This is a genomic window from Sphaerisporangium corydalis (genome assembly GCF_025506355.1).
Taxonomy (GTDB): domain Bacteria; phylum Actinomycetota; class Actinomycetes; order Streptosporangiales; family Streptosporangiaceae; genus Sphaerisporangium; species Sphaerisporangium corydalis.
In genome coordinates this window covers 110,226-133,148 of the sequence record NZ_JANZYP010000016.1, presented here as the reverse complement: position 1 = coordinate 133,148, position 22,923 = coordinate 110,226, and the positions used below count along the sequence as shown (strand labels likewise).

Below are 22,923 nucleotides of genomic sequence, written 5' to 3'. Positions count from 1 at the left end.
TGAAGGGTGCCCGTCTTACAGGCTGCGGGCGGTGATGTCGCCGTGGGAGGTTGTGGCGTGGATGGTCAGGGCGGCGTCGGCGCCGTCGGTGTTCTTGAGCGTGTTGTTGATGCGGCCGTGGGTGGTGCCGGCGTCCAGGGTGGCGGAGGTTCCGGGGGCGGTGCCGATCGAGATCGCGCCGGCCTGGGTGCGCAGCACGACGGTGCCGCGGACGGCTTCGGTGATGCGGATGTCGCCCTTGCTGGTGGTGATCTGTGCGGGGCCGTCGAGGCGGCCGATGGTGATGTCGCCGGCGGCGGTGGTGAGGTGGGCGGCGGCGGTCTCGTCGAGTTCGATCGTGGCCTGGGCGCCGTCGAAGGTGACGTCGCCGAGGCGTCCGACGCCGCGGAGGTCGGCGCCGGCCGCTTTGGCCTCGATGCGGGAGCCGGCGGGAAGCTGGACGGTGACCTCGAGGGATCCGGAGGCGCCGAGAATCTGGTTCCTGGCCTCCGGTGCGGTGATCCGCAGGACACCGTCGGCGTAGGAGACCTCGGTCCGCTCGGCCGCCTGCACGTCGCGGCTTTTGTCGGCGTTGGCGGGCAGGACCTCGACCACGGTGTCGGCCCGGTCGGCGGCGACGAACCGGATCCGCCCGGCGGGGATGTTCAGGACGGCGGTCACCGGGGCGGGGGTGTCGAACTTCTTCATCGTGCTCTCCTGCGCTCGTTCGTTTCTGATAGCGGAAACACTACGTTGCATTTCCAAATACGACAACTTATTCGTTGCGTAAAATCGCCATCATCGCAGGTCAGAGCCAATAATTTGTTGCAATGGCTTTGATTCTAATGCAATGATCATCCTGTGAGCCGTTGCAATGAATTGGAATCGAACGCTATGCTGCGGACACCACGGACCACGAAGGAGACCGCGATGCCGGGAGGCAGGCTCACCCACAAGGAGCGCCAGCAGATCGCGCTGGGACTGGCCGATGGTCTCGCCTACGCGGAGATCGCCAGAGGCCTCGACCGTCCGACCTCGACGATCACGCGTGAGGTGATACGCAACGGCGGCCCCACCGCCTACCGCGCCGACCTCGCCCACCGCGCCACCGAACACCGCGCCCACCGCCGCAGGCGCCCCGCGCCCCGGGACCCCAATGTGCCCGCGCGGGCACCCGGACGCGATGCCCAGGCCGTGCGCGAGTACGAGGAGGTGTTCGCCACCGTCTTCATTCAGTCGGGCCTGCCCAAGATGACGGCCCGGATGCTGGCCAGCCTCTACACCACCGACGCCGGCAGCCTCACCGCCGCCGAACTCGCCGGGCATCTCCAGGTCAGCCCGGCGTCCGTCTCCAAGGCGACCACGTTCCTCGAAGGCCAGGGCCTCATCCGCCGGGAACGTGACGCGCGCCGCCGCGAGCGCTACCTCGTCGACGACGACGTTCTGTACCAGTCAACGATGGCCAGCGCCCGCGCCACCGCCCACCTCGGCGAGATCGCCCGGCAGGGCGTCGACGTCGTCGGGCCCGGCACCCCGGCCGCCGCCCGTCTGGAGAACATCGCCCGCTTCGTCGACTTCGTCTCCGAGAGCATCGCCCGCGCCGCGGACCAGGCCCGCGAGATCCTGCACACGAAACCCGAGACGACCCCCGACACCACCCACCTGCGGTAAATCCTCAGATTCCGCCGGCCTCCCGTGCCACACGCTCAAGTTCGTCCCGGTAGCCCGCCCACCATGCCGGGTCCTCCGACCCCACGCTGTCGTTGTCCTTCTTCAGCCCGACGACTCCGTCGACGAGCTCCCGGACGATGTCGGCGTGCCCGGCATGGCGGTTCGTCTCGGCGATCATGTGGACCAGGATCCAGTGCAGCGTCACCTGGCTCCGATCGGCCGGCCACCACGGCACCCGGCCGATCGCGTCCAGTTCCAACGCCTCGATCGTCGCGTCCGAGTGCGCCCACACCCGGTGGTACAGCCCGACGATCTCCTCACGCGACTCATCCGCGGTCGCCCACATGTCGGCGTTGGGTTCGGCGTCGTCTCCGAACCAGGGAAGCGGCTCGGCGGACGGCCGCCCGAAGGTGTCGCCGAAATATCCCAGCTCCACGGTGGCCACGTGTTTGACCAGCCCCAGCAGGTTGGTGCCGGTCGGGGTCAGCGGCCGGCGGATGTCGTACTCCGACAGCCCGTCAAGCTTCCACAGCAGCGCTTCACGGGCGGTCTGCAAGTAATGGTGCAGGTGTGATTTCGGCTCTGATTCGGTCATAGCGGACATTGTTCCACCGGGCGCCGACAGTCAGCAGTGAACCGGCCGCTATTGGCTCAGCAGCTTCGCCACCTCGGGCCGGCCGGTGAACCGGGCCCACTCCAGTGGGGTGGCGTCATAGTCGGAATCGCGTAGTGATCGGTCGGCTCCCAGTTCCAGCAGTGCTCGCACCATCGGCAGGTCGCCTGCCCGTGCCGCCCGGTGCAACGCCGTCGACGGCAGGCGGGCGTTCACGTCGAAGCCCAGCGCGCAGGCCAGGCGTACGGCCGGCACCCGGCCGTACTCCGCCGCGTTGATGAGCAGATCGCGCCGCCGTGTCAGAAGTTCCCCGGCCAGTCCGGGATCGGCGTTCAGCAGCCGCTCGGCCTGCTCCCGGTCTCCTCGCATGATCGCCGCCTCCACGGCGTCCAGCCCGCGTAGCGTCCCGGAGGCCCCCGCGTCGGCCAGGAGCCGTGCGACCTCCGTATGCCCGCCGAGCAGCGCCAGCTCCAGCGCCGTGCGCCCGCGGAAGGACGGATGCCCGTCGCCCTTGGCGCCGGCGGGCGCGCCGTGCGCCAGCAGGCACCGTATCCGGCGTTCCTGGCCACGCGACGCGGCCGTCAGCACCGTGTTCGCCAGAATGCGGGCCGGTGAGTCCTGCACGCGCGCCAGCCTGGCCTTCCACGGCCCGCCGTTCCCGCGACCGAGCCCGAACTCCAGCAGCAACTCCAGGTAGCCGGTGTCATCATCTCCGACCCCGCGGTTGTACAGGGCCCGGGCGTCGTTGGCGTCCGCCCCGGCCGCGAGGAGCACCCGGGCCAGCTCCAGATCCTGCGGGTGCGGCGGCCGGCGAAGCTCTCCCCCGCCCAGCGCCCCGGTCAACGCGGTGAACGGCGGCCCCTGCCCCTCGGGCAGGTAGCCGGCGTTCGGATCGGCGCCCGCCGCCAGCAGGACCCGCGCCGTCCCCACGGCGTCGGCCTGCGCCACCCGTGAACAGGTCAGATACAGCAGCGGCTCCCAACCGAACGGGCCGCCGTTCGCCTGGGCCATCGCGGGGTCGGCCGCGAGCGCGCGTGCCATCCCGGGAGCGTCACCGGCCGCCGCCATCGTCCACACCGACGCGTCGGCGAGACGCGGATGGGCGGCCGGCGGCCGCACCGCGGCCTCGGTGCTCAAAGGTCCGTGGGACATCAGGCAGGCCAGCCGCAGGAACTCCGTCGCGGAGTCGTCCGACGAACCCACCTCGTTCGGTCGGCGCGCGAACTTGTCCACCATCACCAGGTGCGCGCGCAGCCTCGGCCAGCTCGTGAAGCCGTACTTGCGGGCCACCACCAGTTGCGCGCCGGCCAGCCGCAGTCCTGACAGCTCTCGATCGTCAGCGGCGCGTAGCCATCCGCCGGCCGTCGCGAGCGCGCGGATCTCGCCCGCGCGTACGTCGCGAAGCAGTTGCTTGGCCTCGTTCTTCAGATGGTCGAGGCTGGGGTTTTCGGGCAGACGATTGGCCATGAAGACCTCCCTTTCGGATTGCCCGACGTCCGCACCTTCGGGCTGAAAAGGAGGAATGGCACCATGAACACACTGAGACTCGGGTGGGCTGAGCCCTTTCCGCGGACCGGTCGCGTCCCGAAACGCCAACCAGAACTTTACCCCATCATCCGGTTTCGGGGTGTCCATGGCCGACGAACATCGGGGCCCCCGCCGGTCCGCCTGAAGGCCGTTGGCGGGGCGCTCGCTCACTTGGCGTGCGGGTAAGAGACCATCGTCTTGGTGGCGTCATCCCAGAACAGGCCGTAGCCGGCGTAGTCGCCGAAGGGGACCGCGGTATGGTCGCTCGCTTCGGCCTTTCCCGTGGCGATGTCGATGACGACCGGCCGCCCGGACGGTGCGTCGTCCGAGGCGGCCACGCCGAAGGCGACGCCGTCGTCGGTCACGCCGGTGAGGTGGACGGGCTGGTCCTGGTCGGTCTCCTCGTAGCAGTGACCGGTGCCCTGCCGCAGATCGAAGACCGTGTGCTCCCTCACGAGGTAGCGTCCGCCGGCGGAGAGGGACGCCCCCTTCGCGTTCCCGCTGATCACCCCGCGCGGCGGCTCGCAGTCGATCTTGGCCCGGATCTTCCCGGTGGCGCCGTCCAGCACGGCCCAGATGTCACGTGCCGTCGCCCTGTCGTGCCATGTGGCGACGAGGGCGTCCCCGGCGACCAGGCTGATGAAGACCTCGCGCCCGGCACCCAGGTCCCCGCTCGACCAGCCGCCGGGAACCCAGTAGTGACCACTCCCGAACATGGATTCCGTGCCCAGCAGCGGTCCGCGTGAGGTGACCGCGACCACCGTGGCGGCATGGCACAAGGTGCACAACGCGGACGGCGGCCGCAGTTCGCGAAGGTCGTACCTCTTGGTCTCGCCTGTCGCCGGGTCCACGGTCGTCACCACGTCCTCCGTCCGGACCAGCAGCCCGCCGCCGCCGTCCGCGACCACGCCCGAGCCGTCCAGCACGAGATGGCGGGCCGGCTCGACGGCGGCTCCAGAGTTGCGGGCGGGGAGGATGTCGATCGTGGTGACGTCATGTCCCTTGCTCACGACGCCGGCGTCCGCCACACCGGAGGCGGAGGCGACCAGGAAGTCCTGTCCCTGCACGGTGACCGAGAGCGGCGAGATGATGCCGGGGGCCCGCAGTGTCCTGCTCGTCCACAGCGTTTCGCCGCTTGCCACGTCGAGCACGGTGAAGGTGCCGCTGTCGGCTCCCCCACGGAAGACGGCCACCGCCTCGGAATGCGGCAAGGTGAGCTGGGTCCCGGGCAGGTCGGACTCCCATCCCCGGGTGGTGTCGTAGAGCCCGGGCACCGGCAACCGCGTCTTCGGCGCCGCCGCGATGGACGCCGTGGACGACGCGGACGCCGTGGGACGCTCGGCGCCGCCGACGGGCGCTTCCGGCCGAGCCGGGTCCCCGCCGCAGCCGCTGAGCAGCCCGGCCGCCACCAATCCGATGAACGCCTTCTTGAACCGCACTGACGTGGTCCTCCGTTTCCCATCCCGGTACGGCGCCCGGCGCGCTCACCGAAGGAGGCTAGGGAAAGGAGGAGGCCGGGTCGTCCACCGCCGAGTTGAGATCCGGGTAAACCCTGGCGGTATCCCGGGCGGCACGGTGGGACGGAACAAGAGGGACCGGCGACCCGTCCTAGTGCCGGACGCGGACGACGAGCTTGCCGGTCGCGCGGTTGTGCTCCATGTCGTCGTGGGCCTGCCTCACCTGCTCGAGGCCGTCGTAGACCCGGTCGACGGGGAAGTCCAGCCGGCCCGCCGCGACCGCGTCGAGGATCTCCTGGAAGACCTCCCGAGGCAGGTCCTCGACGTCCCCGAAGTAGCCCGCCAGGCGCACCCCCCTCGGCAGGTACTCGTTCGGCGAGAAGTCCCGCACCGCCCACTGGTTGGACAGGCTGCCGCCGAAGCAGGCCGTGCCGTGCACGCGTACCGCGCGCAGCGTGTCGGGCAGGGTCGGCGTCCCGACGAGGTCGAGCGCGGCGTCGACGCCGTCCGGGTACAGCTCGCGTACGGCGGGCGCGACCTCGCCGGTGTCGAGCAGCGGGTGGTCGACACCGCGCTTCGCGAGGAAGGCGAGGCGGTCGGCTCGCCGGGTGGTGGACAGCACCGTGGCGCCGCGCCAGGTGGCGAGCGCGGCGGCGGCCAGGCCGACCGAGGAGGTGCCGCCGCGGATCAGCACGGTCTCCCCCGGCTTCAGGTCCAGGCCGGTGGTGAGCGAACCGTAGGCGGTCTGCACCATCTCCGGCAGGGCGCCGAGCACCTCCCAGGGCAGGTCGGTGTCCACGGGGATGATCTGGGACAGCGGCACCGAGGTGTACTCGGCGTAGCCGCCGTCGTACGTGCGCCCCATGTCCCCCATCATCGCGACCACCTTCTGCCCGGGGCGGAGCCCGCTGCCGGCCGGTGCCGCGTCGACGGTGCCCGCGGCCTCGATGCCCGGCACCCGGGGAAAGGTGACACCCTCGCTCACGCCCAGGCGGAGCTTCAGCTCCGAGCGATTGAGGCCGAACGCCTCGACGCGAACGCGCACCCAGCCGTCCCGGTCGGGCGGGAGCGGGAGCGTGCTCAGTCGCAGGTTGTCCACGGGACCGGGGGCTGAGAGGCGGACGGCGCGCATGGTGGTCGTCGAGGCTGTCATGGGCTTTCCTTTCTTTCCGGAGGAGACCAACCGACGTCACATCGGCCGCATTCCCGCCCTGCGCCCCCCTAAGCGACCCGGGCTTCCGCCGGACGCGCCTGATCCGGCCGAGATCGTCGCGGCGAAGGGGTTGACCTTGACCCAGGGGCAGGGTTCGAGCATTTGGGGCATGAACAAGAACCTGAATTCAGGAAATGAAACCTCACGTCAGACGCCGGCCGAGTTCGTCGAGGCGACGGCCACGAAGCTCGGCGTCCCCGGTGTCGCCGTCGGGGTGTGGGCGGACGGCCGGGAGGTCTACGCGTGTCACGGCGTGACGAGCGTCGAGAACCCGCTGCCGGTCGACCGGGACACGCTGTTCGTGCTGGGGTCGGTCACCAAGACCTACACGGCGACCGCGCTGATGCGCCTGGTCGCGCAGGGGCGGGTCGAGCTGGACGCGCCGGTGCGCCGGTACGTCCCCGAATTCGCGCTCGCCGACGAGCGGGCCGCGGCGGGGATCACCGTGCTGAACCTGCTCAACCACACCGCGGGCCTGGACTGGGGGATCATCGTCGACACCGGCGAGGGGGACGACGCTCTGGCCGGCCATGTGGCGAAGATGGCCGGATCGGAGCTGATCGCGCCGCCCGGCACCCGGGCCTCCTACAGCCAGGCGGGGTACAACCTGGCCGGGCGGATCATCGAGAACGTCACCGGCCTGCCCTACGAGCGGGCCGTCGCCACGCTCCTTTTCGAGCCGCTGGGGTTGGCGAACAGCTTCTTCGCGCAGGGGGACGTGATGACCCGGCGGTTCGCCGTGGGGCACGACCGCGAGCAGGACGGCACGCTGTCGGTGTCGCGGCCGTGGAAGCACTGGCGCGGCGACAACCCCGGCGGGGGCCTCGCGTCCTCGGTGGCCGACCAGCTGCGGTGGGCCCGGTTCCATCTCGGCGACGGCCGCGCGGAGGACGGCGCCCGCGTCCTGCCCGCCGAGCTGGTGCGGCGGATGAAGGAGCCGACGGCCGAGCTGCGCGCCAGTTCGCTCGGCGACGCCCTCGGCATCGGCTGGTTCCTGCGCGAGGTGGACGGCGTGCGCACGGCCGGGCACGGCGGATCGGCCAACGGCCAGTTCGCCGAGCTCCTCACGGTGCCGGAACGCGGTTTCGCCGTCGTCGCGGTGTCCAACGCCGGCCCGGACGAGGGTCTCGCCTTCAACCGGGCCGCCGTGCGATGGGCGCTCGCGCACTACCTCGGGGTGGTCGACCGGGACCCGGAGCCGGTCCCCTATGACCCGGCGCGGGCCCGGGAGCTGGTCGGGAGGTACGAGAACGAGATGATGACGCTCACCATCGCCACGGACGGGGCCGGGCTGACGATCGAATGCGGGATCAAGCCGGAGGTCCGCGCGGCGATGGACACCGAACTGCCGCCGGACCTCCCGCCGGCCGCGGTCGGCCTGCTGCCCGGCGGCACCGACGAGTACATCGTCACCGCCGGGGGGCTGGAGGGGCAGCGCGGCTTCTTCACCCGCGACGCGGCCGGGGCGGTCGTGGGAGTCGACCTCGCCGGCCGGTTGGCCGGCCGGGTGCCGTCGGTCCACTGAGACGGAGGCCGTGAGGCCGTGTCCGCCCTGGTACTCGCTGATGAAACGCTCGAAGGAGACCGTGGCGGTTTCGGCGCTCAGGTGGCGGTGATGAGCCGCTCGCGGTCGATGAAGGCCGAGGTCGCCCGCCATCCGAGGAGGTCCAGGAGGAGCAGGGCGGCGCCGAGGACGAGCGCCATGGGGAGCGTGGCGGGGATGATGTTGAAGGCGACGAGGGTGGTGACCGCGACCGTGGGGAGGCTGACGAGCAGGGCGAGCTGCCCGGCGGTGCGCGGGTCCCGCACCCGGGTCGAGACGGCGATGCCGACCCAGATGGACCACACCACCAGCAGCGGGGTGAACAGCAGCTGGGCGAGCAGTTCCGGTCCCTGGATGAACGCGGAGGCGATCTCCGGCCGGGCGAGGACCTCGACGACGGCCACGAACAGGGCGAACACCCCGTAGGCCACGCAGATCGACGGGACGAACGCGGCCAGGGCCTTGCCGAGCAGGAGTTCCGCGCGGCTGATCGGGGTGGCGAGCACGGGTTCGAGGGTGGCCTGCAGCCGCTCACCGACCACCGAGTAGGCCGCCAGGGCGGCGGGGACCAGCACCGGGACGCCCAGCAGGTAGAGCAGGGCGTGCTCGTGCCGCAGCGCCGCCGCGGCCGAGACCGGGATGGTGAACACCTGGACGAGAGGCTGGACGAGGAAGACGACCGGGAGGATCGCCATGGCCGCCACGACGGTGATGTCGCGCCGGTACTCCTGGAGCTCCTTGCGGGCGATGGCCCACACCCGCCGCCTGCTGATGGTCATTCCGGACCGCTCCTCTTGTTCTGGCCGATCAGCTTGCTCTGCCCTGTCAATTTGTCCCGGCCGGCCAGTTCGCTCTGGTCGGCCAGCTTGTCCTGGTCGATCAGCGCCCAGTAGACATCCTCGAGGGAGTGACGCGACTCGGCGATGGACAGCACGTCGGCGCCCACCGCCACCAGCGCGCGGGTCACCTCGGGCACGGCCACGGCCGGTTCCGACACCGCCAGGACGTAACCGGCCACGCCGTCGGGGCGCCAGCCCTCGACCGCCGGCAGGCCGTCGAAGACCCGGCCGGGCTCGGGGAGCGGGGCGGCGGTCCTGACGGCGTACTCCCGCCTGAACAGCCGGTCACGCAGGTCCCCGGGCCGGCCGACGACGCGCATCGTGGTGTTGAAGATCGCGACCCGGTCGCACAGCCGCTCGGCCTCGGCGAGGCGGTGCGTGGTCAGGAAGACGGTGACACCACGCCGGCGCAGCTCGTCGATCAGCTCGTGGACCTCGCGCGCGGCGGCCGGGTCCAGGCCCGAGGTCGGCTCGTCGAGGAAGAGCACCTGGGGTTCGGTCAGCAGCGCCCTGGCCAGCGCCACCCGCTGACGCATCCCCTTGGACAGGGAGCCGCAGACGTCACGCGCCCGGTCGGCCAGGTTCACCGCCCGCAGGGCGTGGTCGATACGGGCGGCCGGGCTGGGGACCTCGTACAGGTCGGCGAAGCACCTCAGGTTCTCCAGCACGCTCAGCCGCAGGTACAGGCCCGGCGACTCCGGCATGATCGCGATCCGGCGGCGGATCCGCTCGCCGTTGGCCGGGACGAGCGCGAGCCCGGCGACCGTCGCCGAGCCCGAGGTCGGGGCCAGCAGCGTGCAGAGCGTCCGCACGGTCGTGGTCTTGCCGGCGCCGTTGGGGCCGAGGAACCCGAACACCTCGCCGCGTTGCACCTCGAAGGAGACGTCGTCGAACGCGACCCGCCGGCCGAAGTGCTTGGACAGGTGCTCCACCGAGAGCGCCGGGGCGCCGGACCCGGCCATCACGCGGGGCCGATCGGGCCGGCGCCCCACAGGGCGGCCACCTTGGGCAGGTACGGGTGCAGCAGGTGGGCGACGGCCGCGAGCTGGACGAGGCACAGGGTGATCCCGGCGAACAGGTCCGCCTGGGCGTACACCGCCGAACCTCCGGCCAGCCCGTGCAGCAGGCTCGCGAGGTTGACGCCGGCGACGAGCGCGAACGCCGCCCGCGCCCAGCGGTGCCCCCGGCCGATCACCCAGGCCAGGCACAGGCACAGGCACGCCGCGAGGACGGCACCCGTCACCAGTGGTGCGAAGGAGCCGGTGAGCTCGGCCCGCCACCGCGCTGCGGTGTATCCGGGATCCCCCATGACGATGGCGGACCTGACGTCGCCGGTCGTGGCGAGGACGACGACCGCGGTGGCGAGCTCGGCCGCGGCGCTGAGGTACATCAGTTTGATCGCGGCCCACGCCGATCGGTCCCGGCTGGGCACCGTCGGCCGCATCCGGGCGTGCAGCCCACCGCGCACGAGGTCCAGGCACTCCATCGGCTCGGGCCGGCGCCGGCCCTCGCGGGCTCCGGCGAGCAGCACCTCGAGGATCTCGCTCTCGTGGGCACGCCGGTACGACCTGGGGTACCACCGCAGCCAGCTGCGGTAGCGGCTTTCCAGGTCCGCGGCCTCGTTCGTGACGTTGTTCATGACGTTGTTCGTGGCGTTGCTCATGGCGTCGTCCCGGTGGCCGCGTTCAGCCGGGTCAGCGCGGTCGTCGCGTGGGACCGGATCCGGTCCGCCTCGGCGGCCAGTTCCCTGGAGCCCTCCGGGGTGAGCCGGTAGTAGCGGCGCAGGCGGTTGTCGACGATCTCCTCGCGGATGACGTCGACCAGGCCGTCCAGGCGCAGACGGTCCAGCGCCGAGTACAGCGTCCCGGCACGCAGCCGCACCCGGTCGCCGGAGATCTGCGCGACGTCGGTGATGATGCCGTACCCGTGCCGGCTGCCTCCGGCCAGAGCGGTGAGGATCAGGAAGGTGGCCTCCTGCATGGCCCGTTTGGTCATATCAACAGTATATATCGCTGGACTTACTATTACGGGACGGAATCGATCTTCTGGCCGGCGGCGACCGGCCGCGCCTGGCCGGGTTCGGGCGTGCGGTCGTGGCGAGGGAGAAGGAGCGAGGTCGCCAGGAGCAGGAGACCGGCGATCGCGATCGCGGTGCGGGGGCCGGTGAGGCCGGCCAGCAGGCCCCACGCGCCGGTCATGGCCGCGATGGTGGCCTTGCTGGTGATCGACCAGGCGGTCAGCGTGCGGGCGACCCGGTCCGGCGGGAGTTGCTGGAGCCGGTAGGTGGCGAAGATCGGGTTGAACACGCCCATGCAGGTGATCAGCCCGAGTTCGACGGCGATGACGAGGACGAGCCCGGTGGGGCCGGGGTGGACGAAGGCCAGTCCGAAAGACCAGCACGCACGCAGCGTCCCGGCGGTGAGCATGACCTTGTGCCGCCCGAACCGGGCCAGGAGCGGGCGGGCCAGCCGCGAGCCGGCGAGGCCGCCGACGCAGGGCAGGCCGAAGGCGAGGCCGTACTGCCAGGGCGCGAACCCGAGGTCGCCGAGCATGAGGACGGCGAGCAGCGGGGAGGTCGCCATGATCAGGCCGCTGACCAGGACGGTGTTGAAGAACAGCGGGCGCAGTGCCGGGTCGGCGAGGATGTACCGCCACCCCTCCGACAGGTCGCGGGCCCGGAGCCTCGGCCGTGCGCCGGTCCGGTCGGGGTACGGCTCCCGGCCGCCGATGGCACCGATCCCCGCGGCCGACAGCAGGAAGCTGACCGCGTTGGCCGCCACGCTCGTCACCGGGCCGACCAGCCCGATCGCGGCGGTGCCGAGCGGCGGTCCGAGCGCGGTGGCGGTCCAGGCCGTGGCCTCGAACCGCCCGTTCGCGACGAGCAGGTCCTCGGACGGGACGAGCGCCTTCAGTGCCGCTCCGCTCGCGGCGGTGAAAGCGATGTCGGCCGCGCCGACGACGACCGCCACGGCCAGGAGCTGGGCGAAGCTCAGCCGGCCGAACACGTAGGCGGCAGGGACGCTCACCAGCGCCGCGAACCTGACCAGGTCCATCGCGATCATTACCGGCCGTTTGCGCCGGAACTCCACCCACGGCCCGAGCGGCACCGCGACCACCGCCCCGGCCGCGAGCCCCGCGGCCGCCAGCACCGACACCTGGGCGGGCCCCACGTCCAGCGCGATGATCGCGATCAGGGCGAACGCGTCGAACGCGAGCCACGTGCCGAACGCGCTGACCGCGTACGCGGCCCAGAACCACCTGAACCGCCGCCCCAGCGACCTGCCCAACGCGCACCCCGCCATCTCCGAAGAACAACCAGCCGTTGATTCGGGAGATCAAAGCGCGCGGCCGGCGGGCCGGTCAAACAACCGGCTCGCCGAAGGTCCACAACCGTGAGTTGTGCACCGAGGTCGGCCGGTGTGGATCTCGATGGGGTCAGGGGAGGGTCAGGATGACCGGGCCTTCGTCGGTGATCGCCACCGAATGCTCGACGTGGACGGTGCGGCTGCCGTCCCCGCTGCACACCGACCAGCCGTCGTCGGCCATCGCGTAGTGGTCGCGGCCCCCGGCCATGATGCTCGGCTCGATGGCGATGACCATGCCAGTGCGGAGCCGGAGCCCTCGGTCCGCGCGGCCCTCGTTGGGGACGAACGGGTCCTCGTGCATGGCGCGCCCGATGCCGTGGCCGGCGAAGTCGGTCTGGATGCCGTACCCGGCGGCGCGGCCGATGCGGGACATGGCCTGGCCGATGCCGCCCAGCCGGTTCCCCGGCACGGCCTCCGCGATACCGGCGGCCAGCATGCGCTCGGCCGTGCGGACCAGTTCGGGGTCGCCGCCTCGTGCCCGGCCGACGCTGAAGGTGACGGCGCCGTCGGCGTGCCAGCCGTCGATGTGCGCGCCGCAGTCGACGCTCAGCAGGTCGCCGTCGCGGAGCCGGTAGCCGGTGGGCAGCCCGTGCAGCATCACCTCGTTCACCGAGGTGCAGATCACCCCGGGGTAGGGGGTGGCGCCGAAGCCGGGGTGGTAGCCGAGGAAGGACGAGCCGGCGCCGGCCTCGTGCATGATCTGGCGGGCCAGCTCGTCGAGCTCGGCCAGGGACACGCCGGCGGCGGCGTGGGACCGGACCCCCGCGTGGACCGCCGCGACGACCCGGCCCGCCTCGCGCATCACCGCGATCTCGCCGCCGGACTTGAGTTCGATCATTCCTGCCCTCCCGAGCGTTTCAATAACTATACCGGTATTAGTATTGGGTCATCGTAACGCGTAGGCTCCCGGGCACGTCGTCGCGCGGCCCCGGGCTCACCGGTGGCGAACAGGGCCGGGCCGGTCCCGCGAACACCGGAGGAAGTCGGCGGTTCAGCACTAGAACGCGCGCCATCGGGCACGTGCCCGGTAAAACCTTATGGAGGACACCATGACGACCACGCCGAGCGACCCGGCCACAGCGCTGCCCGGCCGCCCGCCCATCGCCGACCTGGCCACCTGGCAGGCCGCCCGTGACGAGCTCCTGGCCCGCGAGAAGGCGCACACCCGCGAGGGCGACGCCATCGCCGCGGCCCGCCGCCGGCTGCCGATGGTGGAGTTCGACGGGACGGCCGAGGTCGTCGGACCCGACGGCCCGGTCCCGTTCCTTGACCTGTTCCAGGGCCGCGACGAGCTCGTGGTCTACAAGCACATGTGGTACGACGGCGCGCCGCACCAGGGGCAGTGCGAGGGCTGCACCACCACGGCCTGGCACATGAAGGACGCCGTCTACCTCAACAGCCGAGGCGTCTCGTTCGCCATCCTGACCACGGGCCGGTGGGACGAGGTGGCCCCCTACGTCGAGTTCATGGGTTACGCCCAGCCCTGGTACTCGGTGCGCGACGCGGAGGCGCCGGTCGGCGGCGACATGGGTTCCATCACCTGCTTCCTGCGCGACGGCGACCGCGTGTTCCTCACCTACTCCACGACGGGCCGTGGCAACGAGCCCGTGAACGGGTCCCTGGGCCTGCTCGACATGACGCCGTACGGCCGCCGCGAGGCGTGGGAGGACAACCCCGAGGGCCGGCCCGAGGCCCCGCAGGCCGGCTCACCGGTCGGCGGGCACGGCGCGCCGATCTGCTGGTACTGGCGCTCGGACGCCGACGGCGCCGCCGCCTGGGGCCCGACCAGCCGCCCGGTACCGCAGTGGACCCGCCCCGGCGCGACCCCCGTGAAAAGCCTCGGCCGGCAGGGCGACCACCACTGACCCCCTGGTCGAATCTCGCCAGGCCGCAGACTCGAAGCCCGTGGCGACACGGCCCTGGCCCTGCGGCGAGCGGGCTCCGTGGGAGCCGCCGCGAAAACCCGTTGGCGGACCACGGCGAGCACTGCTACCTTTCGTGAGGCCGTGCAAGAGAACGAGGAGGTGGTACCCGTGAACACAGTAACGACATGGGTGCTCCCCTCCGGGGTCATGGTCGGGCGATAGGTCGTCCGGGAGCGCCGTTCAGCGCACTCCCGAAAGGCACGACCATGCGATTCACCTCTGAGCAGCGCCTCGACGACGGCGTACTCGAACGCGAATTCACCCTCGGCGAGATCCCCGGCATCCTGTGGACGCCCGCATCCGCATCCGCGCCGGTCCCGCTGATCCTGCTCGGCCACCCCTCGCTCGGACTGCACAAGATGTACCCCCGGCTGGTGGCCCGGGCCCGGCAAGCCGCGGCGGAGGGCTTCGCCGCGGCCACCATCGAGCTCCCCGGGAGCGGTGACCGGCCCCGTTGGGCCGCCGCCGAGGAGGCCCGCGCCGACCTGCGCCGGGCGCTGGGGGCCGGTGAGCCGGTCAGCGACGAGATCATCGACCGGCTCGTCCTCCCGCTGGTCGACAAGGCGGTCCCGGAATGGCAGGCCGCCCTGGACGCCCTCCTTTCGCTGCCCGAGATCGGCGGCCCGGCCGGGTACTCGGGGGGCGTGATCTCCATCGGCATCCGGCTCGCGGTGGTCGAGCCGCGCATCGTGGCCGCCGGCCTCTTCGCCGGGAGTTTCGTGCCTCGCACCATGTTCGAGGAGGCCCGGCAGGTCACCATCCCGCTGCACGTCCTGCTGCAGTGGGATGACGAAGGGAACGACCGGCAGGCGGCCCTGGACCTGTTCGACGCCTTCGGCTCCAAGGAGAAAACGCTGCACGCCAACATGGGCGGGCACACCGGTGTCCCGCAGTTCGCAGGGGAGGACGCCGCCGGGTTCTTCGCCCGGCATCTGAGATAGCCGCCCACCGCCCACCGTCTGACCGGCGGCGGGCGGCAGGCGGTTCCGGCCCGGCTGTCAGCCCCGACTCCCCTGCCCTGTGGGCGGCGGGAGCGGGGCTGACAGCGTGCTGTGTGGGGTTTGTGAGCGGTGGGTTGGAGGGTGAGGTCGTCCGCGTCACCTGATACCCGGAGGAACCGGCCATGCCCCAACGTGATCTTTCGTCTGACGGTGCGGTGCGGCCACGCCGGCCGCGCGCGCTGGCCACTTCAGCGCTCGCCACTTCGGCGCTGGCCGTGAGCCTGGCCGTGGCCGTGGCGGTCCCGGCCGCCGCCGCCGTGCCGTACGCAGCCGGGGCGCGGGCCGCTGAGCAGTTCCAGCGGCCCGCGCAGCTCCGGCAGCACGCGCAGGTCCGGCACCCCGCTCAGCTTCGGCAGCCGGGGCTCAAGCAGCTTCGGCGGTTGGCGCGGGAGGTGGTGCGGGCCGGGGCGCCCGGCGTGATCGTGCGGGTCGACGACGGCCGGGGCCGGCCGGTCGAGATCGCCGAGCAGGCCGGCTGGACCAGACGGGATCATCCGCTCAGGGCGGGTGACGAGTTCCGGATGGGATCCAACACCAAGACCATGATGGCCACGCTGGTGCTGCAACTGGTCGCCGAGGGCAGGCTCGCCCTGACCGACCCGGTGGAGAAGTGGCTGCCGGGCGCGGTGCCCGGCGGCGAGGCGATCACGCTGCGCATGCTGCTGAACCACACCGCCGGCCTGTTCGACTACACCGAGGACGCCAGGCTCCGGCCCTCGATACTCGGAAAGGACCGGCGGCGGTGGACCCCGGCGGAGCTGCTCGCCGTGGGGGTCGAGCACGACCCGCTGTTCGCGCCGGGCACGAAATGGTCCTACAGCAACACCGGTTACGCCGCCGTCGGCGCCGTCCTGGAGAAGGCCACCGGGGCGAGCCTGGCCGACCTGGTACGGGACAGGATCGCCCGCCCGCTCGGCCTGGGGCACACCTACTACGCCACGGACTCCACCTGGCGTGGCCCCCATGCCCACGGCTACGAACCGGACGCCGCGCACATGCCGTCGGAGGTGCCCGCCTGGCTCCGGCACCTCGCCGGACCACGTCACGACGGTCACGTGGACGTCTCCGGCCACGACCCCGGGTGGGGCGGGCCGGCCGGGGCGGTGGTGTCCACCACACGGGACTGGTCCCGGTTCTCCACGGCGTTGATGTCAGGCGATCTGCTGCCCGCCGCCCAGCTGGCGCAGATGCGCGACACGGTGCCGATGGACCCGGCCCGGCCCGACGGGCCCGGGTACGGGCTGGGCATCCAGACCGGTGCCACCCCGTGCGGCACGATCTGGGGTCACGACGGCGGCATGCCCGGCTACCTGACCGCCTACCTCACCGACGGCACCGGCGCTCGCACGGCGACCATCCTCGTCGCGACGGAGTCATGGGCCGAGTTCGAGGGCGCCCCGAAGCTCGCCGAAGCCGCCCAGGCCCTCCAGACCGCCACGACCTGCGCGATGTTCGGCAAGCCCGTCCCGGCGCACACCGGCTGACCGGTACGACCGGCCGCGGGTGCCGTCGTACCGGCCGTTCGGTGCGGCCGGCCGGGGGGCGCGGTCACCGGCTTGGAGTCACCGGCTGGTCGGTACGGCCCGTCTCGGGTGTGGTGATGGTCGCGGAGACCAGGTCTTCGGCCTCGGCGCGTGACATCGCCGCGCCCTCGGCGTGCGCGGACGCGAAGCCGCCGTCGCCCAGGGCGGCCGTGGCCCGCTGCGTGATCATTCGCACGTCGGTGTCGCCGGGGTCGTCCCGGCCCCGTAGCGCGGTGGCGGCTCCGAGCAGGCGCCCGGCCCGCTCCGGCCGGTCGCGGCCCAGCTCGATCGCGGCGGCCGTGACGGCCGTCGCGGCCGCGACCGGGGTGTGCCAGGTCAGCGTGAGGTGCACCGCCGGGTGGTCGAGCAGGCGCGCCGCCTCCTCCGGGAGGCCGTCGGCCGCGTCCGCGTGGGCGAGCACGCCCAGCAGCAACGCGGTCAGGTGCGGGGTCGACCGGCCGGGCGACTCCTCGGCCAGGCCGGCCCGGGCATGGTCGCGGGCCGGTCCCGGACGCCCGGCCCCCCACTCCAGCCGTGCCAGGCCCAGGCGCGCCTGGGCGCGCGACTCCGCCGACCCGGTTCCCTGGAGCCGGCCGAGCAGGTCCGTCAGCCGCCGCCGCCCGCCGTCCACGTCACCGGCCTGGGCCAGTTGCAGCGCGGCCGCCACCTCGCTCTCCATGGTGTGCTCGGGCATGCCGAGCTCCCGGAAGTACCGGCCGGCCCGCTCGGCATGCCCCAGCGCGCCGGCCGGGTCGCCGGCCCGCTGCAGGGCCGCGGCCAACGTGCTCAGCGTGGTCCCGAGGCCCCACCGCTCGCCGAGCTCCTCGAAGCCGGTCAGCGCCCGCGACAGCAGGTGCGTCGCCTCGGCGGCGTGCCCGGCGTTCATGGTCAGCACGCCCTGGACCAGCAGCGCCGACGCCCGTTCCCAGGGATCCGCCGGCTCGTCCGGGGGGCCGATCGGCTCCGGTGCGGCTCGCTCGGGGCCCGCGCCCACGGCGAGCGCCAGCCGGGCCATCTCCACGATGGGGTGGGCGCCGGGGGCGGCGTGCTCCAACGCCTCCTTGATCCGGCGGAAGGCCGCTTCCGACTCCTCCGGCCGGCCGATGGTCTCGGTGGTGGCGAGCGCGTGCGCGATGACGACCAGGGCGCGTGCCCGAGGCTCGGCCGTGCCGCCCGCCCGGAGCGCCCGGCCGAGCAGGTCCAGCGACTCCGGCGGGTGGTCCCGCAGGAACCAGTACCAGCACAGCGCGGCGCCGAGCCGTACCGCCAGGCCGGTCTCACCGGACCCGGCCGCCCAGCGGATCGCGGCCGACAGGTTGTCCCGTTCGGCGCCCAGGCGGGCCAGCCAGCGAAGCTGGCCGGAGGTGCGCAGGCACGGATCCGCGGTCTCGGCCAGCCGGAGGAGGTACCCGGCGTGCCACCCGCGTACGACGTCGGTCTCGTCACGGCCGGCCAGACGCTCCAGGCCGTACTCCCGGATGGTCTCCAGCATGCGGTAGCGCGGTTCGAGGGGATCGGCGGGCTCCGCCGGGTGCAGCAGCGACTTGTCGGCCAACGCCGCCAGCGTCTCCCGGACGTCCCCGGACCGGCCGATCGCCTCAGCGTCCGACCCGCCGATCGCCTTAGCGCCTGGCCGGCCGGTCATCTCAGCGTCCGACCCGCCGATCGCCTGCGCGTCCGACCCGCCGATCGCCTGCGCGTCCGGCCGGCCGATCGCCTCCGCGGCGTCCTCGGTGAAGGTGCCGGGCACGACCGCCAGCCGTTCCAGCAGCGTTCGTTCCTCGGCGCCGAGCAGGTCCCAGCTCCAGGCCACCGCGGCCGTCAGGGTCCGGTGCCGGGGCAACGCGGTGCGGCCGCCCCCGGTGAGCAGCCGGAAGCGGTCGTCCAGCCGGGCCGCGACCGTCTCGACCGGCAGGACACGGCACCGCCCCGCGGCCAGTTCGATCGCCAGCGGCAGGCCGTCCAGGCGGCGGCAGATCTCCACCGCGGCCGTCAGCGCGCCGCCTTCCAGGGCGAAGCCCGGCCGTACGGCGGCGACCCGGTCGTGGAAGAGCCGGATCGCCGCGCAGGCGCGGACCCGTTCGTCCGTCGCCCCCGGTTCCGGCAGCTCCAGCGGGAGCACCGGGTGCAGGGTCTCGCCGTCGATCCGCAGGGGTTCCCGGCTGGTGGCCAGCACCCGCAGCCTCGGGCACCGGCCGAGCAGGGACCCGGCGAGCGCAGCGGCGGCCTCGATCACGTGCTCGCAGTTGTCCAGGACCAGTACCAGGTCGTCGTCCGCGAGCGTCTCGGCCAGGTGGTCCAGGACCTCCTCCGGGGTGACGGGCCGGGGCCGCGCGCCCTCGTCGCCCGCGCGGAGCAGGTCGAGCATCGCGCGGGGCACGTCGTCCGCGCCGACCGGGGCCAGCGGGAGGAACCACACCCCGCCGGACGGGGTGAGCCGCCCGGCGACGGTGGCCGCCAGCCGGGTCTTGCCCGATCCTCCGGGCCCGTACAGGGTGACCAGCCGAGCGTGGCCGAGCAGGCCGGTCACGCGGCGGACGTCGTCGTCGCGGCCCACGAAGCTGGTGAGCGGGACCTGCGGGTTGCCGCGCGATCGGCGGGGACGGGCAGGTTCACCGCGCAGCACCGAAAGGTGGGCCTCCTGGAGGTGCCGCCCGGGGTCGCCGCCGAACCGGTCCGCGAGCAGGCCGCTGATCCGCTGGTAGGCGGCCAGCGCCTCGGCGCCCCGGCCGTTCAGCGCCAGGGCCCGGATCAGCTGGGCGTGCAGCCGTTCGCGCAACGGGTGCGCGGCGGTCAGCGCCTCGAGCTCGCCGGCCAGGTCCAGGCCGGCGCCCAGCGCGAGGTCGGCCTCGATCCGGTCCTCCAGGGCGGCCAGCCGGGCCCGTTCGAGCCGTTCGGCCTCGGCGGCGGCGAACGGCGCCTCCCCCACGTCCGCCAGGGCGGGCCCGCGCCACAGATCCAGGGCCTCGCGCAGGGTGGCGGCCGCCTCGGCGGGCCGGGACTCGGCGTGCGAGCGGCGGCCCGCGCGTGCCAGCCGCTCGAACCGGACGGCGTCGACCGCGTCCGGCTCGACGGCCAGCAGGTACCCGGCCGGGCCCAAGGTGAGCAGCCCGGGGTGGCCGAGGACGCGCCGCAGCCGGGACACCAGCGATTGCAGCGCGTGCAGGGGCTCCTCCGGCGTCTGGTCGCCCCACAGCGCCTCGGCCAGGGTCGCCGGCCGTACGGCACGCCCGGCGTCCAGCGCCAGCCGGGCCAGCAGGACGCGCAGCCGCGCGCCCCCCACCCGGTCCGGGCCCGAGCCGGTGTCCAGCACCAGGTGACCGAGGACGCCGACGCGCACCTGTGCTCCGGCGCCGTGCGGCTCGGTCGCGTGTGCCATGGCCGGGAGTCTGTCAGATTCCCGTGACGGCGCCGACGGAACCGGCCGATGCCCGTAGAGACGCCACCAGGGCGGTCCGGATTCCGGGGGACGGTCAGCGGACATCGCGCGCGACGCCGGCCGGATCTCAACCGGCGGTCAGCTCACCAGGGGCAGGAAGACCGTGTCGACGATCTCTTCGAGGACGTGGTCGGGCACGGGGGCGAAGGTCATGAGGATGTCGTGGCGCAGCAGGTCGAAGGGCAGGGACCTGACGCGCTCGGTGAGGCGTTCCGGTTTGACCTCGCCGCGGCCGACGGCGCGGTCCAGGAGCACGTCGACGGTCGTCCTGCGCCCCTTCAGCAGGGAGTCGCGCAGGTCGCTGGGGCTGGTCCCGGTCTGCTGGTAGTAGTCCGCCAGCTGCACGCTGATGACGGTGACGAGCTGGACCCGGGTGGCGTTGAGCTCGCGCATGAGGGTGAGGATGTCCCCCCGCAGGCTTCCCGTGTCGGGCAGCTCGACGCGGCGGTGGTCGCTCAGGGTGTGGAGGACGGCCGCCCGGACGAGCTCGTCGCGGTTGGACCAGCGGCGGTAGAGGACCGGAGGGCTGGTGCCCGCGCGCTGGACGACGGCGTCCATGGTGAACCTGGCGTAGCCGTTGTCGGTGAGCTCTTCCCAGGCCGCATCGAGGAGCGCCTTCTCCAGTGCCGCCCCGCGGCGCCGCTCGGGCATCCGCACCTCCTTGGATAGACTTGCCTATCTTATTCTAGCGCTCTACTGTGACAGCCGTAAGATAGGACTCTGTATCTTAGGTGGTTGTTCGTGAGCACTCCCAACGGTTCCGCGCCCTCGGCGGACGTCGACCCCGCCGTGTGGCGCATGGCGTTCACCATCATCGTCGGCGCCCTCGCCGTCGTCTTCGACACCACCATCGTCAGCGTCGCCCTCGACGACCTGGCCGGCGAGCTGCACGCCCCGCTGTCCACGATCCAGTGGGTGAGCACCGGCTACCTGCTGGCGATGTTCGTCACCATCCCGCTCGCCGGCTGGGCCCAGTCCCGCCTGGGCGGCAAACGTCTGTGGATCGCGTCCCTGGGCGTGTTCCTGCTCGGCTCGATCCTGTGCGCGCTGGCGTGGGACGCGCTCAGCCTCATCGCCTTCCGCGTCGTCCAGGGCATCGGAGGCGGCATCATGATGCCGCTCGTGGTCACGCTGATCATGCAGGCCGCCAGGGGCCGCAACATCGGCAGGGTCATGGCCACCATCACCCTGCCCACCGCGCTCGGCCCGATCCTCGGCCCGGTCCTCGGCGGCCTCATCCTGAACCTGGCCGACCGGCACTGGCTGTTCCTCGTCAACATCCCCTTCTGCGTCGTCGGTGCCTGGCTCGCCTGGCGCAACCTGCCCGACGACCGGCCGGCGGCAGGCGGCCCCCGCGCCCATCTGGACGTCGTCGGCCTGCTCCTGCTCTCCCCCGGCGTCGCCGCCGTCATCTACGGCCTCTCCCGGGTCGGGGGCAGCGCGGGCTTCGCCGCCGCCGAGGTCCTGGTCCCGCTGGCCGGCGGGATCGCCCTGGTCGGCGGCTTCACCGCCTGGGCACTGACCCGCACCACCGGCGCCCTGGTCAACCTGCGGCTCTTCCGCCACCGCGCGCTGTCCTCGGCCTCCGCCCTCGGCTTCCTGACCGGCGTCACCCTGTACGGGGCGATGCTGCTGCTGCCCCTGTACTTCCAGCAGGTCCGCGGCCAGGACGCCCTCGGCGCCGGGCTGCTGCTCATCCCGCAGGGCGTCGGCGCGCTCCTCGCGCGCACCCTGGCCGGCCGGTACACCGACCGCGTCGGCCCCCGCTGGGTCGCTTTGGCCGGGTTCGCCGTCGTCGCGGCGGCCACCGTGCCGTTCGCCTTCGTCACCGCCGGCACCGGCGAGATCCCGCTCATGGCCGCGCTGCTCGTCCGCGGCCTCGGCATGGGCACCGCCGTGATCCCGCTCGCCGGCGCCGCCTACTTCGGCCTGGAACACAAGGAGATCCCCGACGCCAGCATCATCACCCGCGTCGCCCAGCAGCTCGGCGGCTCGGCGGGCATCGCCGTCCTGGCCGTCGTCCTGCAGCACACCACCGGCGACGCCCGCACCCCGGGCGCCCTGGCCGCCGGTTTCGGCGGCGCCTTCTGGTGGTCGGTGGCCTTCACCGCCGCCGCCGTCCCGCTGTGCCTGCTCCTGCCCGGCCGCCCCAGGCCACCGGCCCCCGCCACCGCCACCGAACCCGAGCCCGCCGTCTCCGCCTGAGCCGTCAGGCGGGCGCGTTCAGGGAGGCCGGGACCGGCATCTGGAGGTGGCCGAGCAGGGCCGCGAGCTTGCGGTCCAGCTCGACGCCGACCTCGGCGATCTCGGGCCGGCCGAAGCTGGAGAACCGGGTGCTGGGCTGGTCCACGGTGAACCAGGTCCGGCCCTCCGCGTCCTCGTAGATCGCCGTCCGGAGCGGGGCGTACAGCATGACGGAGGCGTCGTGGTGGTACATCCGCTGGACGATCGTGTGGTTCCCCATCAGGTACTGCACGCAGCGCCGGTGCTCCCCGGCCAGCCCGAGGAGCGCGGCGAAGTCCCCGCTCCAGTAGATGAGGAAGTCGTGCGGGGCGGCCTCGGCGGTCGCCCGCAGGACGGCGTCCCAGCCGGCGGCCTCGTCGACGAGCCGCTGGAAGACGTCGATGTCGAACTCGGGCACCGCGCGCTCGTACCGGTCGCGGAAGACGTCGAACGGCTCGTCGGCGGCGACGGCCAGACGGTTCACCTCGTGCGGGACGCTTCGCACCCTGGCATCCATTTTCACGACTCCTCCGGACATGTCGGGACATGAGCGGAGCCGGGAAGCCCACGGATCATCCCAGATACATGTGACCCGTCCAGCGGCA

The 22,923-nt window shown here is 72.7% G+C and carries 20 protein-coding genes; 6 read left to right on the top strand and 14 right to left on the bottom strand.

Features of this window, described 5'->3' with window-relative positions:
- Positions 1–15: 15 nt before the first annotated feature.
- Complete coding sequence (locus NYZ98_RS14375; protein WP_262843249.1) at positions 16–687, bottom strand: DUF4097 domain-containing protein; 672 nt, start codon at positions 685–687, stop codon at positions 16–18.
- A 222-nt stretch (positions 688–909) separates the two neighbouring features.
- On the opposite strand from NYZ98_RS14375, the gene NYZ98_RS14370 reads away from it, so the two are divergent.
- Entirely contained in the window at positions 910–1,650 is a 741-nt protein-coding gene (locus tag NYZ98_RS14370) for a helix-turn-helix domain-containing protein (protein ID WP_262843248.1), read from the top strand.
- A gap of 4 nt (positions 1,651–1,654) precedes the next feature.
- Here the strand turns inward: NYZ98_RS14370 and NYZ98_RS14365 are convergent, their stop codons facing one another.
- The 4 genes from NYZ98_RS14365 to NYZ98_RS14350 form a co-directional block, all read right to left on the bottom strand.
- Complete coding sequence (locus NYZ98_RS14365) at positions 1,655–2,245, bottom strand: DinB family protein (RefSeq protein ID WP_262843247.1); 591 nt, start codon at positions 2,243–2,245, stop codon at positions 1,655–1,657.
- A 48-nt stretch (positions 2,246–2,293) separates the two neighbouring features.
- Positions 2,294–3,730, bottom strand: a complete 1,437-nt coding sequence (locus NYZ98_RS14360; protein WP_262843246.1) for an ankyrin repeat domain-containing protein — start codon at positions 3,728–3,730, stop codon at positions 2,294–2,296.
- Between the two features lie 227 nt (positions 3,731–3,957).
- Positions 3,958–5,229 (bottom strand): hypothetical protein, encoded by a 1,272-nt coding sequence (locus NYZ98_RS14355; RefSeq protein WP_262843245.1) that lies wholly within the window; start codon positions 5,227–5,229, stop codon positions 3,958–3,960.
- Positions 5,230–5,398: 169 nt separating this feature from the next.
- The gene (locus NYZ98_RS14350; RefSeq protein WP_262843244.1) at positions 5,399–6,400 is read right to left on the bottom strand and encodes a zinc-binding dehydrogenase; all 1,002 of its coding nucleotides are present in this window, start codon (positions 6,398–6,400) and stop codon (positions 5,399–5,401) included.
- A 169-nt stretch (positions 6,401–6,569) separates the two neighbouring features.
- Between NYZ98_RS14350 and NYZ98_RS14345 the strand changes: the two genes are divergently transcribed.
- Positions 6,570–7,985, top strand: a complete 1,416-nt coding sequence (locus tag NYZ98_RS14345) for a serine hydrolase domain-containing protein (RefSeq protein ID WP_262843243.1) — start codon at positions 6,570–6,572, stop codon at positions 7,983–7,985.
- A gap of 77 nt (positions 7,986–8,062) precedes the next feature.
- Here NYZ98_RS14345 and NYZ98_RS14340 read toward each other — a convergent pair whose 3' ends face one another.
- The 6 genes from NYZ98_RS14340 to map all read right to left on the bottom strand — a co-directional run bounded on the left by NYZ98_RS14340 (position 8,063) and on the right by map (position 13,045).
- Positions 8,063–8,782, bottom strand: a complete 720-nt coding sequence (locus tag NYZ98_RS14340; RefSeq protein ID WP_262843242.1) for an ABC transporter permease — start codon at positions 8,780–8,782, stop codon at positions 8,063–8,065.
- On the bottom strand, positions 8,779–9,834 hold the full coding sequence (locus NYZ98_RS14335; RefSeq protein ID WP_262843241.1) for an ABC transporter ATP-binding protein: 1,056 nt from the start codon (positions 9,832–9,834) through the stop codon (positions 8,779–8,781). Before NYZ98_RS14335 ends, NYZ98_RS14340 begins: the two co-directional genes overlap by 4 nt.
- A complete protein-coding gene (locus tag NYZ98_RS14330; protein ID WP_262843240.1) occupies positions 9,804–10,505 on the bottom strand; it encodes a hypothetical protein in 702 nt (233 codons plus the stop codon). The genes NYZ98_RS14335 and NYZ98_RS14330 overlap by 31 nt, the downstream gene beginning before the upstream one ends.
- Positions 10,502–10,837 carry a PadR family transcriptional regulator gene (locus tag NYZ98_RS14325; protein ID WP_262843239.1) on the bottom strand — a complete coding sequence of 112 codons (336 nt, stop codon included), beginning with the start codon at positions 10,835–10,837 and terminating at the stop codon, positions 10,502–10,504. The genes NYZ98_RS14330 and NYZ98_RS14325 overlap by 4 nt, the downstream gene beginning before the upstream one ends.
- A 29-nt stretch (positions 10,838–10,866) precedes the next feature.
- Positions 10,867–12,129 carry an MFS transporter gene (locus NYZ98_RS14320; RefSeq protein WP_262843238.1) on the bottom strand — a complete coding sequence of 421 codons (1,263 nt, stop codon included), beginning with the start codon at positions 12,127–12,129 and terminating at the stop codon, positions 10,867–10,869.
- 148 nt (positions 12,130–12,277) lie between these two features.
- Positions 12,278–13,045, bottom strand: a complete 768-nt coding sequence (gene map / locus NYZ98_RS14315; protein WP_262843237.1) for a type I methionyl aminopeptidase — start codon at positions 13,043–13,045, stop codon at positions 12,278–12,280.
- Between the two features lie 211 nt (positions 13,046–13,256).
- Here map and NYZ98_RS14310 point away from each other — a divergent pair, with 211 nt between their 5' ends.
- The 3 genes from NYZ98_RS14310 (at position 13,257) to NYZ98_RS14300 (ending at position 16,617) form a co-directional block, all read left to right on the top strand.
- On the top strand, positions 13,257–14,072 hold the full coding sequence (locus NYZ98_RS14310) for a DUF899 domain-containing protein (protein ID WP_262843236.1): 816 nt from the start codon (positions 13,257–13,259) through the stop codon (positions 14,070–14,072).
- A 266-nt stretch (positions 14,073–14,338) separates the two neighbouring features.
- A complete protein-coding gene (locus NYZ98_RS14305; protein WP_262843235.1) occupies positions 14,339–15,073 on the top strand; it encodes an alpha/beta hydrolase in 735 nt (244 codons plus the stop codon).
- A 182-nt stretch (positions 15,074–15,255) separates the two neighbouring features.
- Positions 15,256–16,617, top strand: coding sequence for a serine hydrolase domain-containing protein (locus tag NYZ98_RS14300; RefSeq protein WP_262843234.1), 1,362 nt, complete (start codon positions 15,256–15,258; stop codon positions 16,615–16,617).
- A gap of 64 nt (positions 16,618–16,681) precedes the next feature.
- Here NYZ98_RS14300 and NYZ98_RS14295 read toward each other — a convergent pair whose 3' ends face one another.
- Both NYZ98_RS14295 and NYZ98_RS14290 read right to left on the bottom strand, forming a co-directional pair.
- Positions 16,682–20,035 carry a BTAD domain-containing putative transcriptional regulator gene (locus NYZ98_RS14295; RefSeq protein ID WP_262843233.1) on the bottom strand — a complete coding sequence of 1,118 codons (3,354 nt, stop codon included), beginning with the start codon at positions 20,033–20,035 and terminating at the stop codon, positions 16,682–16,684.
- Between the two features lie 138 nt (positions 20,036–20,173).
- On the bottom strand, positions 20,174–20,746 hold the full coding sequence (locus NYZ98_RS14290; protein WP_262843232.1) for a TetR/AcrR family transcriptional regulator: 573 nt from the start codon (positions 20,744–20,746) through the stop codon (positions 20,174–20,176).
- 90 nt (positions 20,747–20,836) lie between these two features.
- On the opposite strand from NYZ98_RS14290, the gene NYZ98_RS14285 reads away from it, so the two are divergent.
- Positions 20,837–22,300: an MDR family MFS transporter gene (locus tag NYZ98_RS14285; RefSeq protein WP_262843231.1), complete on the top strand. Its 1,464-nt coding sequence runs from the start codon at positions 20,837–20,839 to the stop codon at positions 22,298–22,300.
- 4 nt (positions 22,301–22,304) lie between these two features.
- Here NYZ98_RS14285 and NYZ98_RS14280 read toward each other — a convergent pair whose 3' ends face one another.
- On the bottom strand, positions 22,305–22,835 hold the full coding sequence (locus NYZ98_RS14280; protein ID WP_262843230.1) for a DUF302 domain-containing protein: 531 nt from the start codon (positions 22,833–22,835) through the stop codon (positions 22,305–22,307).
- Positions 22,836–22,923: the final 88 nt, after the last annotated feature.